Genomic DNA, 17,944 nt, shown 5'->3' with positions numbered 1-17,944 from the left:
TGAATCTAATTTAATTTCTTTACATTCAGTAGTGTCTCTTGAAGTATCATCATCCATAAATTCATCTCATATATAGGAAGCTAAAGCTTACTTAGCGAGACATAGTAAGTTTGGAGTTCCACATGTAGAGTCATATTAGTAAGACTCTGGAAATTGTAGTAAAACATACAATAAAATAATTGTTGGCTCTGCACAATAGTACTGGAAGCCGTTAGTGCGCACCTAGCTCTTTGTCAAAGTTCGGCTAAGTGCCAGCTGCCGTTTGTAACGCCCTGATGTTACTGTCCCAGCGAGCCGATTGACTCTTAAAGTGGTTATTAGGCTTTCGCCTCTCCAGGTGAAGAGTCCACATCGAAGTGGCTAAAGGTAAACCAAAAGGTTAACCCCACCGAGTCTGTGCATTAGCAATTGACGATAACACGGTCAGAACGAGAGAAAATAACTATCAGTTACGCATTTACGGGGGGATTACCACGGGAGAGGAATATAGTTTAAAACAAGCGGTATTAACAACCGACTGAAACACATTTGGACAATTATGAGTTAGGGTCGACGGGCAGTTCTGTGCCCAGACTTTGTGAAAACTCTAGATGTCTGAAAGACATTTATCAGAATAATCATTAATATTTAGCTTAATATACCTACCAAGCATACTCTCGTTATTTTGGATTCGCTTAAGGTTATGATTGATAAACTTTTCTAGTCTATTTTCTTTAACAATATAAGAACTCCCTTCATAGATGATTTCATTACCATTGATTGCAATTTCAAATAATAGATTTTTTTGCTCATCGATAAAAAGGAGCCGATCAAAATGGCAAATATCTTCTAAAGTAGTAGCTTCAAGAGGTTCACTCATAAGAGTTTCCATTAATTAAGTCTTTGAGTATATGAAACACTTCGAACTGGCTATAAATTATTGCATTCTTTGTATCTGTATTAATCCAGTAAATAGTCTCGCTTTCTTCAATATCTGAGCCTCTAATTAACTGGTTTGCCAATGAATTGAAAGATATTAAACCAATAAAAACTAGAGATACGAATAATTTCATGAGCAATATTCCATTTTTCTTTAATACTAGCTAGTTATGATCAATTAATCTATATGAATTGTTTATTTTACATACTGCGGTTTGTATAATAAGGCTATTGATTCAATCGAGGGTTGAGGCAATATGTCAGAGTTTAAAAGCGGTGAAAGTCGTGACCAAAACGCTATTTCCAGAATCGCTGGAAGATTACGTCAGTGAAGATAATACGGTTATCATACGCGGCCGATATATGGAGAAATATCAATGACCCCCACAGACCCTTTATGAATTTCGTAGTAATCTCTTACTACTTTAATCGTTGAACCGTACTTATCTGATATACCTTTGTATATTGCTGGTTGCTTTGATAGCACACTAGTTAAGGCTCTTCCCCCATTCAAGAATTTCAGAGGATAATGAGTGCCTACTACGTAGAGGTTTTTAGCCTTTTTAGTATCATATTCCGCAAGTTGATAGAAATCTTTGAATAACCCATTCTGCCGTATTGACTCAGCCCCACCTTTCCAATCGATAAACTTAAATTCAGCTACTTGAAGGTTTGTTTCGAGATCAAATTTTCGACCAGTATTTCCCGCTCCTAAAGAAACACTTTGAACAACTTCCCCTTTTTTTAGAATATCTTTAAGTGAGTGCAATATTCCTGAGGCATGAATAATAATATTAATCTCTCCTGCAACTTTTTTTACAGCCAAGGCTGAAGCAACAAAGTCATCATCTATTTTTCTCTCAAAGCAATACTCTAATGAGTCGGCAGCGCTAGCGCCGATAATGTCTTCTTCCAAGCGAGAAAGACTTTCAGTGAGAGAATCTCCATGAAATTTACGAATTGCTTCAATTGCACTTTCAATGCTCATTTGTACCTTTACGCTTAATGAAGTTAGGCCGTATCTATACCCACAATACTGGTATTACAGAAAGTAAGTCAAATGATGCTTTGGTGAAGTGCGTGTTCAATAGGCCGAAACAAACTTTGGGACAAAGGTGAGTTATATTTATAGCCCGTGGATGGACACTAACGATTTAGTGAATAGCTCTAAATCGTTAGTGTCAGATTAGAAAAAGTATATTAAAACTATTAACGGCTAGTTATGTACTGCGTGGAGCGAACATTATTATTGCCATACCCACAAGTGCTATTACAGAACCAACAATATCCCAAACCGTTGGACGGATACCATCCACAGCCCATAGCCATAGAATAGCCATAAAGATATAAACACCACCATAGGCAGCATAAACTCTACCTGCTGCTGTTGGGTGCAACGACAACAACCAAGCAAATACTACAAGACTAAGAGCTGCAGGAATTAGCAACCAAACTGATTTCCCCTCGCGTAACCAAAGATATGGTAGATAACAACCAATAATTTCAGCCAAAGCAGTAATTACAAAAAGTCCTATAATTTTTATTTCAGGCAAAAGGTGCTCTCTCAAAGCCATAACTGTGTTTAACACATATAGCATTTTGAGTTTTTATACACAACACACAATATAATTAGTCTGCCTTGGGCCACTGCACTGTAAAATCAGCGTTCGATGACTCCAACGTGAGCAATAACAAGTTACTCTAAGGTCTGATTTACAGAATTTTGGGTATACTTTCGTAGAAAAATGAAAGGTTAGTTATCGCTCCAATCCGAACTTCGTAGTGTTCTATTTTCATTGCTTGTGTGGCGAGCGTTTAGCTAATTCTCTCTAATCTGGTTCTTTCCCTTGTATACTAAATCAAGCTTGCAATGTATGCAGGGTAACTTTACATTGGACTTAGGTTTTTTAAGTAATTAAGTATTAAATGGCTTTTTTATTCTCGCCCAAGATTGGTCCCTTTTTTGATGAATCGCTAGAAAGCTATTTATTGCGAGTAGTGTCAGAGAATTTTTTTGACTCGTATGAAGGGCTAAGCTTAGCTATTCGTGAAGAGCTTCATGAGCTTGATTTTGAAGCGCATGGTGCGTTTCCGATCGACTTGAAAAGACTCAATGTTTATCACGCCAAGCATAATAGTCACTTTAGAATGCGGGCTTTAGGACTGCTCGAAACATTATTAGACTTACCTCGATACGAGCTACAAAAGCTGGCTTTGTTAAAGTCAGATATTAAATTTAATTCCTCAGCGGCCTTATATAAAGGTGGGGTAGATATTCCCCAAAGATTTATTTGTTACCACACTGAAGAGGCCGTTGATTCGATTCCGGTATGCCCACAATGTCTTGCAGAAGAAGCTTACATTAAACAAAGCTGGCATATAAAGTGGGTAAATGCATGCGCCAAACATCAATGTACTTTGGTCCATAAATGCCCAGAGTGCTGCGCTCCAATTAACTATATCGAAAATGAGTCAATTACTCATTGTTCATGCGGTTTTGAGCTGTCTTGTGGCAGTACCTCGCCTGTAAACACATTAAGCATTGATCATTTAAATAAATTACTGAATAAAAGTGAGCTCGATGATAACAACCCGCTATTTAAAAATACCACTCTTACAGAGCGCTTTGCTGCGCTCCTTTGGTATCAGGAGCGGTACTCTAAGGAGGAAACCTTTTGCTTAGACGATGTTGTGAATTATTTTAATGGGTGGCCAGTAGTATTTTATAAAGAGCTTGATGAATTGAGTAAGAATGCAGCAATGAAGCTAATAGACCTGTTTAATAAAACAGAGTTTAAGTTTATTTTTGGTAACGCTATTTTGTCTTGTCCCAATACTCAAAAGCAGAGAGAACCTCACTTTATTTATAGTACTCTGTTAGATTATTTAGCTACTTTGGTTGAGAGTAACCCTAAAACTAAAAAGCCAAACGTAGCTGACTTATTAGTAAGTGTATTGGAGGCTGCAACTTTGCTGAGTATTTCAATAGAGCAGGTTTATAGATTGTATCAGGATGGTATTTTGCAAACGGCATTTCGTCATAAAATGAATCAGCGAATCAACCCTTATAAGGGCGTGTTTTTTTTAAGGCATGTAATTGAGTACAAAACTAGTTTTGGAAATGATAAAGCTAGAATGTATTTGTCGGCATGGTAAATATATGCATTTAAAAGAACTTCTAGATATTACAGACACCACTGAGCGAGATAGGTTATTACGTCGTGCTTTTAATCCCTACACAACAACGATTGATATAACAGGCTGCGAAGCCATTGCTCTGATTATTTTGTTAAACCTGACTTACCGCAAAAACCACGTTGATGATTTACTGGATAAGCAGTTAGCAAAACAGGCTTTAAAAAGTGAAGACCATATTAATAAATGCGTTCAGGAAATAGCGTGGTTTCATACTCATAATTTAAAATATCCTGATATTAGAGTAAGTAAGCAAAATCTAGCTGTAGAGCGGCCACTACTGCACTCCTACGTTTTGAGTAGTGCTAACTATCCTAAAGCCTATGGCTGGGCACATGACTCTGCTAAAGTGAATGTAGCTAAGCTATTTGTTAGTTACTTTAAATGGCAAAACGAAGACTATTGTTTGGCACAAATACTATCTTTGTATTCGGATAACTGGAAAGCCGCATTTACCTCTCTTGGATTATCCGTTAAAGCTTTTAAAAGCTTATGTGCAACAGTTCAGGAAGCGTTGCCCGAAGAAGTAGTCCCTGACTCGGTTGATCGCTATTCTCGCCAAATTAGAATGCCTAATCATGATGGTTATGTAGCTGTTACGCCCGTAATTAGCCATGTGGTTCAATCAAAAGTTCAGCAGGCGGCAATTGATAAACGAGCTCGATTTAGCAATGTAGAGTTTACGCGACCTGCTGCTGTCAGTATGTTAGCTGCTTCCTTAGGTGGGGTTGTTAATGTGCTTAACTACCCTCCTGATATACGAAGTAAATATCATGGTTTAAGTAACTCACGAGCATTTAAATTAAATAATGGACAAACAGTATTTAACGTTGGAGCACTATTAAAGCCGGAATTCATTAAAGCTTTAGAAGGTATTATATTTAGCAATAACGCCTTGGCTCTTAAACAACGCAGACAGCAAAAAGTTAAAAATATTAGAGATGTAAGAAGTACGCTTTTAGAGTGGTTTTCACCTGTATTTGAATGGCGCTTAGACGTTGTTGAGAATGGAAGTGACTTAGAACAACTTGAGAGTGCTTCAAACCAACTAGAGTATAAAATACTATCGCTGCCCGTCGATGAACTCCCGTCGCTAACTATTCCTTTATTTAGGTTACTAAATGAAATGCTTGGCTGTGTGAATATGACTCAAAGATATGCTTTTCACCCTAAATTAATGAGCCCTTTGAAAGCAGCTTTACAATGGCTACTTATCAATCTTACAGATAAAAAAAACGAACCGATTGAAGAGGATGATAAGTGTTTTCGTTATTTACATTTAAGCGGCTTGCGTGTGTTTGATGCGCAAGCATTATCTAACCCTTACTGCTCAGGTATTCCATCTTTAACCGCTGTTTGGGGGATGCTTCATAGCTACCAAAGAAAGCTTAATGAAGCACTTGGGACGAATTTACGGTTCACATCTTTTTCTTGGTTTATCAGGGATTACTCTACTGTAGCAGGAAAAAAGCTTCCTGAACTTAGCCTTCAAGGCGCTCAGCAAAATAAGCTTAAGCGCCCTGGGATTATTGATGGCAAATATTGTGATTTGGTATTTGATTTAATAGTGCATGTTGATGGCTATGAGGATGATTTGCAGGCATTAGATCGTGAGCCAGATATTTTGAAAGCGCATTTTCCATCTAACTTTGCAGGTGGTGTTATGCATCAACCCGAGCTTACTTCAAATGTAAATTGGTGCTGTTTGTATAGTAATGAAAATCAGCTGTTTGAAAAGCTAAGACGGTTACCTTTATCAGGTTGCTGGGTTATGCCGACTGAACACAAAATACAGGATTTAGATGAACTACTCTTATTATTAAAGAGTGACTCTAAATTGAGCCCATCTATGATGGGGTATATGTTACTCACTGAACCGAAAGTTAGAGTAGGTGCGCTTGAAAAGCTACATTGTTATGCTGAACCAGCAATAGGAGTGGTGAAATACGAAACGGCCATTAGTTTGAGATTAAAAGGTATTAGCAACTATTTTAATGAAGCTTTTTGGATGCTAGATGTTCGAGAAAAGTTTATGCTAATGAAAAAGGTTTAACCGGAAGATACTTAATGGAACTATGTAATATATTAAAATATGATCGCTCACTTTATCCTGGTAAAGCAGTGTTTTTTTATAAAACGGCTGACTCTGATTTTGTTCCTCTAGAGGCTGACGTTAATAAGATTAGAGGCCCAAAATCTGGTTTTACTGAAGCGTTCACTTCGCAGTTTTCACCAAAAAACATCTCACCTCAGGACTTAACACATAATAATATATTAACTCTTGAAGAGTGTTATGTCCCTCCAAATGTGGAACATATATTTTGTCGGTTTTCTTTAAGGATACAGGCTAACTCGTTGGCTCCTTCAGGCTGTAGTGACCCTGATGTTTTCTCTTTATTAAAAGAGTTGGCCGCGACGTTTAAAGAGTGCGGGGGTTATAAGGAGTTAGCCGTAAGGTATTGTCGAAATATTCTATTGGGTACATGGCTTTGGCGTAATCAAAACACCGGTAACACTCAAATTGAAATTAAAACCAGCAAAGGGAGTTGTTATTTAATCGATAACACCCGTAAGTTGGCTTGGGAAAGTAAGTGGGCTTCTGATGATCAAAAAGTATTGGAAGAACTAAGTAATGAAATTGAGAGCGCATTAACCGATCCCAATGTTTTTTGGAGTGCCGATATAACCGCGAAAATAGAAGCCTCATTTTGCCAAGAAATTTACCCAAGCCAAATTCTTAACGACAAGGTTAAGCAAGGAGAGGCTTCTAAACAGTTTGTAAAAGCTAAATGTGCAGATGGCCGTTATGCTGTAAGCTTTAATTCTGTAAAAATAGGTGCCGCGCTTCAGTCAATTGATGATTGGTGGGATGAGGATGCAAGTAAAAGGTTACGAGTGCATGAGTTTGGTGCAGATAAAGAAATTGGCATTGCCCGACGCCCTCCCGATTCTGAGCAGAACTTTTATTCTATTTTCAAAAATACTGAATGGTATTTATCAGCCCTTAAAAATTGCATTACTAATAAAAATGAAAATATAGACCCAGCTATTTATTATTTATTTTCTGTATTGATTAAGGGCGGAATGTTCCAGAAAAAAGCAGAGGCTAAAAAGGTGTAGTTATGCAAAGGTATTACTTTTCAGTCCACTTTTTACCAAAACAAGCAAACCTGGCGCTGCTTACTGGTCGTTGTATTTCTATTATGCATGGATTTATTTTGAAGCATAATATTGAAAGAATGGGAGTTACGTTTCCTAATTGGTCGGATTCATCAATTGGTAATGTAATTGCTTTTGTTCATCCTGACAAAGGGATTTTAAACACCTTTATAGAGCAAGCTTATTTTGTGGACATGCAAGATTGTGGCTTTTTTAAATTAAGCCAAGTTTTAGCTGTGCCTGAAAACTGCCAAGAAATACGTTTTATACGTAATCAGGCAGTAGCAAAAATATTTACAGGTGAAAGCAGAAGGAGGTTAAAGCGCCTGCAAAAAAGAGCGTTAGCAAGGGGGGAAGATTTTAATCCTAAAAAGCTCGTAGCTCCAAGAGAGGTTGATATTTTTCATAGGGTAGCCATGACTAGCAAGAGCTCACAAGAGGATTATATTCTTCATATTCAAAAGCAAAATGCCGACTGCCAAGCAGAGCCAGTCTTTAGTAATTATGGTTTTTCATCAAATGAAAAGTTTAAAGGCACGGTTCCTGATTTATCACCGTTTATAGAAAGCAATTAACCTTTATTTTTGTCACAATTATAAGTTATTGATATTAATGCGATATAAGCAAGCATTTTAAAAATGGGTAAAATTGAATTTGCTTTTTAATTATATGAATTATATAAATAAATTTAGCTATTTTGATAGTAGCCTGCTGTATAGGCATCTGAAAATTAAAATCCTCGGTCAAGTTATATTGGCGCAAAGTAGCCTGCCGTATAGGCAGCTGAAAATAGTTGTGAAATCGCGTGGTCTTACTCATTAAAGTAACCTGCCGTATAGGCAGCTGAAAATGTCGGAATTATTGCATGATGAGACTCTTTTTCGTAACCTGCCGTATAGGCAGCTGAAGATAAAAACAATCGATTCGATGTTTAAGTTAATGTAATTCTGCCGAAAAGGCAGTTGCTAGCAATATAAAACCAGCCTTTTATTTGAGGGCTGGCATTTTATTTTTGCTTTAATAAGTAGATTTATATTTAAGGTTATTCACTCTGTTTTTAGGAGAGTATTAAGTTTCCTAATTAATAACGGTGGGCTAACATCCTATGAAAAAGTAAAGCATACTTGCCCCGCAATGAGTTGGATAGTAAAGTAGAAAAATAAAGGCCAAAATAAAAAAACCAAGAAAACTTGGGTTTTATTTCCCCATAAAATGGGGGACGAAATTATAATAACTTAAAAAACTTAGGTCTAAGTTAATCACCTGGTTTGTGATCATGTGGTTTTAAAGGCTTATGTTTATTTGGTGTGTTAGTACGTTGTCTTTTATCCGGCGTTCCATCATCATTTTCTCTTTTCGGTCCTGGTTTAATGAACATATGCATACCTTTTGTAATGGTTTAAGTTGTTTATTCACCTTTATAATAACTATAGACTTAAAAATTTAAAACAGTAAAGAAATTTATTGATAAGGGGTAGAAATTTAACTAATTGTGTTCATCATTGGCTTGTTTTTCATTTCGAATTATTACTCTCTGTTTAAAGCTGGCTTATCGATTAAAAATCTAATTCTAATATACTATTTCATATAAATGGTCAATATCTCGAATGTGGTAGCTACTGCCCTTATGACGTTGAATTTAGCCATGTAGAATTTTTATTCTATGATATTGCAAAAAGGACTGTTTAGTTCGCATTGGGGACGTTAGCCTTAAATTTTCTAAGGGCGGCTTTGAGCGAAAAGCGGACGTAATAGTATTGTCCGCTTTGTAAAATTTTATGAAATTTGGTAGATGGCGTTCCCTCCTTCTATGGATCTGAAGATGCCACTTTTACCTATTAGGCTACATTCATGGCTACTATCAACTATTGTAAATTCGCTTGATGCAACCCCACTTTCAAATTTTCCATCATGCTTTAATGTGAGTACAACTTGTTCATCGTTTTTATCATACGTAATGGTTTCAAATCCATTGAACAGAGCATCACCATCTTCACTGTAGTAAAGCTGATACCTTACTTCGCTATTACCATTAATATCACCTGAGTAAGCTTGTTGTACTAATGCAGTGCTAAATTTTTGACCCTTTTCAAATTGTTGTTCAACGGTCTCTTGCCACTTTGTAATTAGAAATGTACCTTTTAACTCCATAGTTTTTTCCTTTTAATCAACTTAAAAAAAGGTTACTACGTTATTAGTTGATTGATATAGTAAAAACGCGACAATAAACAAAGACAGATCAAATTTGAAGATAAATAATGAAGAAATAAAACATTATTAACCACCACTTTGGTGCAAAATAACAAGCGTAATTCCCAGTCATTTTAATTACTTGTTTACAAAAGTAATTATTAGTGGAATTACGGAGCTATGTAATATACGCCGTTTTGGTGTGTTATAAACCACCACAATGGTGTACAATAAGCCGTCTATGGGGTTTTGTTTAAATAATCGAGTAGTTTTTACAGGTGGTTCAGAGAAGACTTCAGTTATCGAATTTCTGCGCCAGATGGGGTACGCAAGTGCACCTGAAGTTGGGCGAAAAGTCATCCAAGCCCAAGTAGAATTGCAAGGTACAGCATTACCTTGGTTGGACAAGGCTGCATTTCGCGACGAAATGGTTCTTGAAGAAATCGATAATTACGAAAACTTTAGTGGTACTGAAATTACGTTCTACGACCGAAGTATTATCGACTCGTATGGGTACAGCAAGCTTGAGCGCATACCTATATCGGATCTTTTGTTAGCGAAATGTGGTGAACTGATTTATTGCCGTAAAGTTTTCATTTTTCCACCTTGGGAAGAAATCTACGAAAATGACGCTGAACGAAAGCAGGACTTCCTTGAAGCAATAACGACATATCGTGAAATGGTGAGCGCATATATTAAATTTGGCTATGACTTAATTGAAGTTCCTAAGGTTTCAGTTAAAGAAAGAGCACAGTTCATCGTCAGCAAAATGAGCGACAGCTAACAAAGCATTTAAGAGTGATTCGCAGTTTAATCAATGCAGGTATTATGATTCCGAGTAAAAAAATATCTCAAACTGTCTTGGAGTTTGGGAAAAGCATAATCGCAGGGTTACCTGCCAGTCATACAAAAGAAGAATTTGAGGCAACAATGAAACTGGTTGTAACAGCTTGGAATGCTGTTGTAATGGATTCTTGGGAAAACGGTTCAAAATTTGAATTAGAGTTATTGGCACTTATGGAAACAGCCCCTAAAATTGTAAAACTAGAAATCAAGCGCCTAATTAAGCGTAAAAAAACTAAATTTTACAATGATCCAAGAGCTGTTGACGATTTTTGGGTTAGAGAAAACAACGGGGAAATTGTTTTTGGTTGTGAAGCACGTTTAAATGTTGATAATGCTCCAGCAAGCAATACGAAACACTAGTGTAATCAACTGCTAACACATATGAGCCTAAACTCTGTCAATAGGTACTAGTATTTTTTTTGACCGTTTTTATACATTGACGGTCAATTCTAAATCAATAAACAAATTCGTTTACTTCGCCTGTCGATGCGGCTGTTAAGCAAGTAGCTTACGGCAAACACATATAGAGGCTCTCTTATTGCGCTCTCATCGCAGCCAGGTTTTTCCCATATCCTTTAGCTGGGGTACTACGACTAAATGGATTTAGGAGGTAGAGCGAAGCAGGATGCCAGAGGCGAGACATTCATCGGTTAACCTCATCATGGCACTATTCAAGGTGGCTGGTTTCATCAATATGACTATGCATCCAGTAATGACGTCGTTTGGTGTGAATATGCACCAGTCACCCATATGAATTTAGGCGGTTTAATTAAGCATCATGGATGATTAATTAGGCCCTTGGCTTTTGCCTCAGTCATCGTTTAGTACCAATGTCAGTCCAGTTTTTGGCAGAGCTTATACCCTGCGCTATAAAACTTGACTTCAGACATTATTCTCCTGACTGTCTGCAAATGGCACTTTTACGAAGTTCGGTTTGAGTGAAAACCAAGTATTAGGATAGGTTGAAATTCAGTTCTACAATCGTAAATACTGAAATTCTACCTATACCTTTATTTACGTACTGACGATAGCTATTTGCCAACGATAGCCTAAAACCATGTGTCCACACACATAAGTTTTAATTGCTATGTCATCGTATGGTTGTATTTTATGTCAGTGAATGGTTGCAGGTTATCTGTAAGTGACTGATATAATTATCTAGCGCTTGTCACGGTTTGCTTGCAGCGACAAATTGTCGCTGAAACCATAGCTTGACATAATACAACCTAGGGCATAAAAGCACCGTTGAATTACTTAACCTCAGTTTTGCTTAAGCGATAACTAATGCATTGAGCTCTACGTCAGTTAAATTAAGGTGTGGCTTATTTTCTTTCAAGCAATAAGCCACCAATCCAGTCACTAAATTCAACGCCTGTGGGTTTACCTTTAAGTGAAATAAGCGCACATCGGCACAAGTACCCTCGGCATAACGGCTAAAAATCGTGTGTAACTGAGCAAGTTAGGAAATTCATTTTTGTACATAAGTGAGACATACCCAAGATAGTAACTTTTGAAATCACGGTGATGTGACATATGAAACCTAATAACAATAGTCATAATTTCACTGGTCGTCATACGCCCTGAACGCTGACGTTTTTGGGTGCCATCTTCGAGTAATTGTTTTTCCCATTGGGGTATAAATACTTTACAAAAACCATCGATATCGCAAAGAAATTCACTAATTTAATCATGCCTGTTCCTTGTCTATTCAATCGTTCTTGGTTGAAAGGTCGGATCTCGGAACAGGCATTTAGTTCAATTTTTAAACGAGATTCAGGTTAATTAATAATGCAGAACTAAAATAGAGAGAACTAAAATAGACACCCACTTTAAGCTTTTCCTGTTTTCCCGCACCTAAATACAATCCTTACTCATTTATATGCCAACGACAGACGAAAGCAGTGAAGTTCATACATATAAACGTGAATTACTATGTCATAGTATGGTTTTATGTCAGTTTTCATTAAATTGTCATAAATAGTTAATAGTATACGCGCAGTTACCCAAAGGAACTTATTTCATGCGCGTGTCATCATTCACTCGGTTGCTGGCTATTTTGCTGGCATTGGCTAGCCTGCTGTTAGGTGGAACCTTATACTGGGCAAGTCAAACCTTAGTTAAACTCGAACAACAAGACCAATCTTATAATCAATTAAAAAATAAAATACTCGTTGATTTAAAAGGCTTATTAGAAGACTACTTAGCACAGGGCGATAGTCAGTACTTAGGGAAAGCGTCGGATTTAATTAGCCAAGTAAAAGACAAACAACTTGGCATTTTACCAAGTGACTTAAAACAACAGTTAAATAGCCAATTAACCCAGCTCGATACAGATATAAAAGGTAAATATCGTGATTTAGGTAAACTCTCAGGTAATGAAACTGCATTGCTTGATAATGCGCTTAGGCAAATGGCGGGCTCTGCATCTTCATTAGTTGGTTATGCCAACAAGGCAGCACAACAAAATATACATGCGCTTGACTATTATCAGCTTGCTAGTGACTACTATCGCGAAGTCACTACCTTGTCGTTATTTACTTATCAATTATTACTTAGTTTTGATCAAGATACACAAACCAACTTACAACAAAGTATTGCTAACTTAAACCGTTTAGCAAAGCAGATTGACGAGCTTGAAAACTTGGGCGTGATGAGTGAAGTTGATGAAGATAGTTTGTTTATAGGTGAAGAAGCTGAAGATTTAGCAGGTGAAATTAAGGCTGAGCTAAGAAGTTGGCCGAACCGCTATCCTCGTGATTTAGAGAATACCATTGAGCAAGCTCAGCAGCGTCAAGTAGGTATGCAAGCTCTGCGTAAACAGATCAGTACACTTTCTGGTACAGTTATAAATGCCGAGCAGCAACTTAAAATTCAGCAAAGTACGTTAAAGCAACAAGTATTAGTAGTGTTTTGTATCGCCATTAGCATGTTGGTTGTATTGGCGGTTGGGGTTTATTTTGTACAGAGAAATCAAGTATTAACGCCGCTTCGTCAATTACGTGATGGCTTTGCATTTTTAATCGAAAGTAACGAGTTAAAAAATATTGAAAGTAGTAACTCAAAAACAGAAGTTGGCGAGATAGCTAGTTATTTTAACCAGTTAATTGAGCGTCAACGGTTAGAAGCTGAAGATCGTGCACAAATGCTTAAAGTGATTAACGACTTTATGCAAGAGATGAGCGAGCATTTACATACAATAAGTCAGCAAACAGATGCCAGTCATCGTCAAGTTGAACAAAATCAAGAGTTATTGACTGATATTCAACATATTGGTGAGCAAGTAAACGATATAAACGGCAAAGTCGCAGATAACGCCAAGCAAACGTTTGGTGCGATGGAACAAAGTTTAGGGTTTGCCCAAAATATGCTCAGTGCAAGCTCAAATACACAACAACGGGTAGAGCAAGGTTTACATAGCTTGCAAGAGTTACTCAGTGGTGTACAAGATGTAGGGAAAATTATTGAAGTGATCCGCAATATTGCAGATCAAACTAACTTATTAGCACTTAATGCCGCGATCGAATCAGCACGTGCTGGCGAACATGGCCGTGGTTTTGCTGTGGTTGCAGATGAAGTACGCAAGTTAGCTCGACAAACACAAGGTTCGTTGAGTGATATTAATAATCAGCTCAACCTATTGAGTGAAAACTCAACCATGGTGTCAACGCAAATATCAGCATTAGCCGATGATGCTCAATTGCAAACTGATAATGCTCAAGAACTGAAACGAAACTCCGAAGGGGTTGCTCACAATGCACAGGATGCTAATAAAGTCGCTTTTGATGCAATGGAGTTAGCAAAGCAGCAAAACTCATTGTTAGAGAACTTTAGCCAGTCAATGCAAAGTATGAAAGGGCAGGTGAGTGAATCCAGCTTATTAGTGGCTGATATTCATCAGCGTTTACAGCAGCAAATGCACACTATTCGTAGTAGTTTAGGATTGTAAATTTGCTACAATTGCAAAAAATTCCTCATGAGACGAACAAATGACCCAAGTAGATGTAATAGTGATCGGAGCCGGCGCCGCAGGTTTAATGTGTGCTGCGCAAGCAGGTTACCGTGGCCGCAGTGTTACAGTGCTTGATATGGGTAAAAAGCCTGGTCGTAAAATACTCATCAGCGGCGGCGGACGTTGTAACTTTACTAACGAAAACGCCAGTCCTGAAAACTATTTATGTAGTAACCCACACTTTATAAAATCGTGTTTAAGTCGTTATACCCAACATGACTTTATTGAGTTAGTGGACAGACACGGTTTGGCGTATCACCATAAAACCCTTGGCCAGTTATTTTGCGACAATAGCGCACAAGATATCGTTGATATTTTGCTAACTGAGTGCGAGTGGGCTGGTGTTAATGTTACGCTGCGTAATGAAGTATTGAGTGTTGAAAAAGCCGATACAGGTTATCTTGTGATCACAGGGCAAGAGTCATACAGCTGTGAGTCACTCGTTGTTGCAGCTGGTGGCTTAACCATGCCAAAACTAGGCGCAACACCAATAGGGTATAAAATTGCCGAGCAATTTGGCTTAAAAGTATTGCCGACCATGGCTGCGCTTGTACCATTTACCTTGCACCAACATGATAAAGAACGTTTTACAGGGTTATCGGGTATTAGTGTCCCATGTATCGTCAGCAGTGAAGACGGCACTAGCTTTAAAGAAAACATCCTATTTACTCACCGTGGTTTATCAGGCCCCGCGATATTACAAATCAGCTCCTTTTGGCGAGCAGGGCAAGTAGTAACCATAAACCTGTTACCAGAGCTTGATTTAACAGAGAAACTAGCAACATGGCGAGAAACTCAAGCACAAAAATCATTAAAAAATAGCCTCTCGACCATTTTGCCAAAACGCTTTATTGAAATGCTGCATGAGAGTAAAACAATCCCCGACTGCAATGTTAATCAGCTTACTCATAGCCAAATTGACGAACTTGCTGATTACATACATAACTGGCAAATTAAACCCAACGGCACCGAAGGTTATCGCACTGCCGAAGTAACTCTAGGTGGTGTAGACACCGACGAGCTTAGTTCAAAAACCTTTGAAGTGAAAAAAGCCCAAGGCCTGTACTTTATTGGTGAAGTAACCGACGTAACGGGTTGGCTAGGAGGCTATAACTTCCAATATGCATGGAGTTGCGGTTTTGCAGCAGGACAATATTGTTAATTTTTGAGGTTTTAAATAAAAAACCATTTGCGACTAAAGTCACTACTACGTGGTATAAATACCGCTAAGAAATGGCTTTAGCCATCAATATAGTCACTTTGCGATTACTATTTAAGCAGTTAGCTTGTTGATTGTTAAAATAAAGGTTTTTGCTAGTGACAAGCCAGTAAAAACTTTTTATACTGCAACCCGCTTTAATCGCTTAGGTGGTTAAACACTTCAAAAATTTAGCCCTGTTTAAACAGACGCTAATACAAAAACAAAATGGCCCCTTAGCTCAGTTGGTTAGAGCACACGACTCATAATCGTTAGGTCCCCAGTTCGAGTCTGGGAGGGGCCACCACTTTTACAAGCTTTCCAAGTAAATACCTACTAACAGAAATTACCCTGTGCTACCTCTGTGCTACTTTTAATAATATTAATGAATTTAAAATGATGCAATAATTACCTGATTTATTTTATCTATTGAGATACTCTTCTAAGAGAGTAAATTAAATGGAGTGTTTTTTACTTAGTTGCTTATGAAAAATATTGCCCTATCCAAATATGACTTTCAGTTGATGAGTAAAGTCTTTAATCAAAATATATTACTTGAACTTGCTAAGTTTGGTGAGAGTCGCTCTCTTGAAAAAATCGTTTCAGATTTAGATACAAATTTAATCAGTCTTGATTATACAAACCTCACAGCATTTTTTGATAGAACATTTCATCTCTTAAGAAAGAACTATCCAAATGAATATATATATAAAAATGCGATTGCTGAGAAAATTGTTCGTGGTCGACATAAGTTATCAAATGCAGTTTACGTAACTGAATTCAGAGTTAATAATACAATTGCGGACGTTGCTATATTCAATGGTACTTCTACTGCTTATGAAATTAAGACTGAATTCGATACTTTTCAAAGGCTAGAAGCTCAGTTACACATGTATAAAAAAGCTTTTGATAAAGTGTACCTCGTAGTCCCTAGTTCAGATATAAAAAAAGCAATGGCTGCTATAGGTGGAACAACAGGTCTTTATGAGCTGACTGATAAATATAGCTTAAAAATGCGCAAAGAGGCGACGACAAATAGCGATACATTCTGCCCTGAAACAATGCTAAATTGCTTGAGAGTTCCTGAGTATATGAAAGTAGTCTCCAATCACTTTAATTATCAAGCAAATATAAGCCCGTCAAAACGAAAACAAGAGTGTATAGAAATGTTTAGTACTCTAGATAAAAATATACTTCATGAAGAGTTTTTAAAGCAAATTAGATCTAGAGAGTATACGGAAATAGAAAAGAGTGTTTTTAAGGGGCTGCCAAAATCACTTACTTCATTGTTATTAGCTAACAGGTTGAACAAAAAGCTTTTATTAAATTTACAATCCTGTATTGTTGGTTAGTAATTATACACAACAAGGATCGTAAAATGTATCATTCCTATCTTCGGGGCAAGCAATTTGAGCTTCTAGCTATTCGCTATGTTATTAATAAAATAGTTGCTGGAAATTTGACTCCAATCATTGAGCCAGTCAGAGAGTCTAGTCGAGATATTTTGAAGTGTATTGAAATATTAGACGAGAATGACTCAAACTATATTATTATTGCTAACCCTAAAGTGGGTGATTTAGCGAATAATTTATTATCGAGAGAGCAGCTTATGGATGGGATATCGAATACTTATCCTAATTCTGAGTTTGGTATTATTCTTACAGATACCTCCACTCGAACAGAAGTAAGTACGATTTTAGGCCGGTATCCAAATCATCCATTTTCCTTTATACACTTCGGGCAATTTTAAGATGTTCAATTTTTACAACAACTTTCCTCTTCACAATTATTTCATAAACATATCTTCATAGAACATTCTTCTAGTACTATTTATCAAGATCAGTTCAGTGCATTTGAGCGGGTATTAATTGATGATTGTTTTAATCGAAAATCAACAAACCGTGAATATAGAGCTCAATTGGAAGAGTTTTTTACAGATTTACATGTTCACTATGAAAGACGAGGATTTCAAGGATATGGTGATTTCTCTGTTGTTGGAGATTACTTCGCAGAGGGTGGGGGACAAGCTATAACCGCTGCTCTTCATATTACTTTTGATAAGCCGACCCTAGAAATATATATTAGGCATTTTTTGTCTGAAGAGAGAAAAGTAGCTGATGAAGTGCCAATTCTGCTTGAAGAGGCCATTTCAGAATTAGAATCTTTTATAAGAACAAAACCTGAAATTTTAATGTGGTCAAAATCACTCAATGAAGTTCTAGAAATTTATCAGGGTGGTTGTAAAACCAGCTTAGCGTATATTAAAAAACTATCAATTGCCCATCACTTTGAGTTAATGCATAAAGTAGCAACCAATAAGTAGCTTTATCTTAAATAAACCTCAGTAATTTCAGCCCTGAAATGGCCTAGCTCTTGCGACACAGTTTCGAGAGCTACTTGCCTATTAAGCCCTAAACCTTTTAGTTCAT

14 protein-coding genes, 1 tRNA gene and 3 pseudogenes are annotated in these 17,944 nt (G+C 37.2%); 11 read left to right on the top strand and 7 right to left on the bottom strand.

Annotated features, from left to right (window positions below; genetic code table 11):
- Positions 1-586: 586 nt before the first annotated feature.
- The 3 genes from HHO47_RS18155 to HHO47_RS18145 form a co-directional block, all read right to left on the bottom strand.
- On the bottom strand, positions 587-859 hold the full coding sequence (locus HHO47_RS18155) for a hypothetical protein (protein WP_169021568.1): 273 nt from the start codon (positions 857-859) through the stop codon (positions 587-589).
- A gap of 405 nt (positions 860-1,264) precedes the next feature.
- Complete coding sequence (locus tag HHO47_RS18150; RefSeq protein ID WP_064668588.1) at positions 1,265-1,906, bottom strand: hypothetical protein; 642 nt, start codon at positions 1,904-1,906, stop codon at positions 1,265-1,267.
- Positions 1,907-2,138: 232 nt separating this feature from the next.
- On the bottom strand, positions 2,139-2,471 hold the full coding sequence (locus HHO47_RS18145; RefSeq protein ID WP_064668627.1) for a YnfA family protein: 333 nt from the start codon (positions 2,469-2,471) through the stop codon (positions 2,139-2,141).
- A 373-nt stretch (positions 2,472-2,844) separates the two neighbouring features.
- On the opposite strand from HHO47_RS18145, the gene HHO47_RS18140 reads away from it, so the two are divergent.
- The 4 genes from HHO47_RS18140 to cas6f are packed head-to-tail and all read left to right on the top strand — an operon-like array spanning position 2,845 to position 7,847.
- Positions 2,845-4,074 (top strand): TniQ family protein, encoded by a 1,230-nt coding sequence (locus HHO47_RS18140; RefSeq protein WP_169021567.1) that lies wholly within the window; start codon positions 2,845-2,847, stop codon positions 4,072-4,074.
- A 4-nt stretch (positions 4,075-4,078) separates the two neighbouring features.
- On the top strand, positions 4,079-6,166 hold the full coding sequence (locus tag HHO47_RS18135) for a type I-F CRISPR-associated protein Csy2 (protein WP_169021566.1): 2,088 nt from the start codon (positions 4,079-4,081) through the stop codon (positions 6,164-6,166).
- A gap of 14 nt (positions 6,167-6,180) precedes the next feature.
- Positions 6,181-7,233 carry a type I-F CRISPR-associated protein Csy3 gene (gene csy3 / locus HHO47_RS18130; RefSeq protein ID WP_169021565.1) on the top strand — a complete coding sequence of 351 codons (1,053 nt, stop codon included), beginning with the start codon at positions 6,181-6,183 and terminating at the stop codon, positions 7,231-7,233.
- A gap of 2 nt (positions 7,234-7,235) precedes the next feature.
- Positions 7,236-7,847 carry a type I-F CRISPR-associated endoribonuclease Cas6/Csy4 gene (gene cas6f, locus HHO47_RS18125; protein ID WP_169021564.1) on the top strand — a complete coding sequence of 204 codons (612 nt, stop codon included), beginning with the start codon at positions 7,236-7,238 and terminating at the stop codon, positions 7,845-7,847.
- A 680-nt stretch (positions 7,848-8,527) separates the two neighbouring features.
- Here the strand turns inward: cas6f and HHO47_RS19610 are convergent.
- Positions 8,528-8,650, bottom strand: a complete 123-nt coding sequence (locus HHO47_RS19610; protein ID WP_282435333.1) for a hypothetical protein — start codon at positions 8,648-8,650, stop codon at positions 8,528-8,530.
- 398 nt (positions 8,651-9,048) lie between these two features.
- The gene (locus tag HHO47_RS18120) at positions 9,049-9,423 is read right to left on the bottom strand and encodes a DUF3224 domain-containing protein (protein ID WP_169021563.1); all 375 of its coding nucleotides are present in this window, start codon (positions 9,421-9,423) and stop codon (positions 9,049-9,051) included.
- A gap of 280 nt (positions 9,424-9,703) precedes the next feature.
- On the opposite strand from HHO47_RS18120, the gene HHO47_RS18115 reads away from it, so the two are divergent.
- Together HHO47_RS18115 and HHO47_RS18110 are read left to right on the top strand one after the other, a co-directional pair.
- The gene (locus HHO47_RS18115) at positions 9,704-10,246 is read left to right on the top strand and encodes an AAA family ATPase (protein WP_169021562.1); all 543 of its coding nucleotides are present in this window, start codon (positions 9,704-9,706) and stop codon (positions 10,244-10,246) included.
- 14 nt (positions 10,247-10,260) lie between these two features.
- Positions 10,261-10,668: a hypothetical protein gene (locus HHO47_RS18110; RefSeq protein WP_169021561.1), complete on the top strand. Its 408-nt coding sequence runs from the start codon at positions 10,261-10,263 to the stop codon at positions 10,666-10,668.
- A 995-nt stretch (positions 10,669-11,663) separates the two neighbouring features.
- Here HHO47_RS18110 and HHO47_RS19470 read toward each other — a convergent pair.
- A pseudogene (locus HHO47_RS19470) lies at positions 11,664-11,991 on the bottom strand (IS982 family transposase); the annotation flags it as partial.
- A 337-nt stretch (positions 11,992-12,328) separates the two neighbouring features.
- Here HHO47_RS19470 and HHO47_RS18100 point away from each other — a divergent pair.
- The 5 genes and pseudogenes from HHO47_RS18100 (at position 12,329) to HHO47_RS19465 (ending at position 17,838) form a co-directional block, all read left to right on the top strand.
- The gene (locus tag HHO47_RS18100) at positions 12,329-14,254 is read left to right on the top strand and encodes a methyl-accepting chemotaxis protein (RefSeq protein ID WP_169021560.1); all 1,926 of its coding nucleotides are present in this window, start codon (positions 12,329-12,331) and stop codon (positions 14,252-14,254) included.
- A 40-nt stretch (positions 14,255-14,294) separates the two neighbouring features.
- Positions 14,295-15,479, top strand: a complete 1,185-nt coding sequence (locus HHO47_RS18095) for an NAD(P)/FAD-dependent oxidoreductase (protein WP_169021559.1) — start codon at positions 14,295-14,297, stop codon at positions 15,477-15,479.
- A gap of 266 nt (positions 15,480-15,745) precedes the next feature.
- A tRNA-Ile gene (locus HHO47_RS18090) sits at positions 15,746-15,822 on the top strand.
- A gap of 178 nt (positions 15,823-16,000) precedes the next feature.
- A complete protein-coding gene (locus tag HHO47_RS18085; protein ID WP_169021558.1) occupies positions 16,001-16,867 on the top strand; it encodes a sce7726 family protein in 867 nt (288 codons plus the stop codon).
- A 26-nt stretch (positions 16,868-16,893) separates the two neighbouring features.
- Positions 16,894-17,838: pseudogene (locus tag HHO47_RS19465) on the top strand (sce7725 family protein).
- 2 nt (positions 17,839-17,840) lie between these two features.
- Here the strand turns inward: HHO47_RS19465 and HHO47_RS19460 are convergent.
- Positions 17,841-17,944 (bottom strand): annotated as a pseudogene (locus HHO47_RS19460) (site-specific integrase); the annotation flags it as partial.

The organism is Pseudoalteromonas arctica (genome assembly GCF_012927645.1).
GTDB classification, from domain to species: domain Bacteria; phylum Pseudomonadota; class Gammaproteobacteria; order Enterobacterales; family Alteromonadaceae; genus Pseudoalteromonas; species Pseudoalteromonas arctica_A.
Note: the sequence above shows the minus strand (reverse complement) of the source record. Positions and strands in the feature narration are given on the sequence as shown.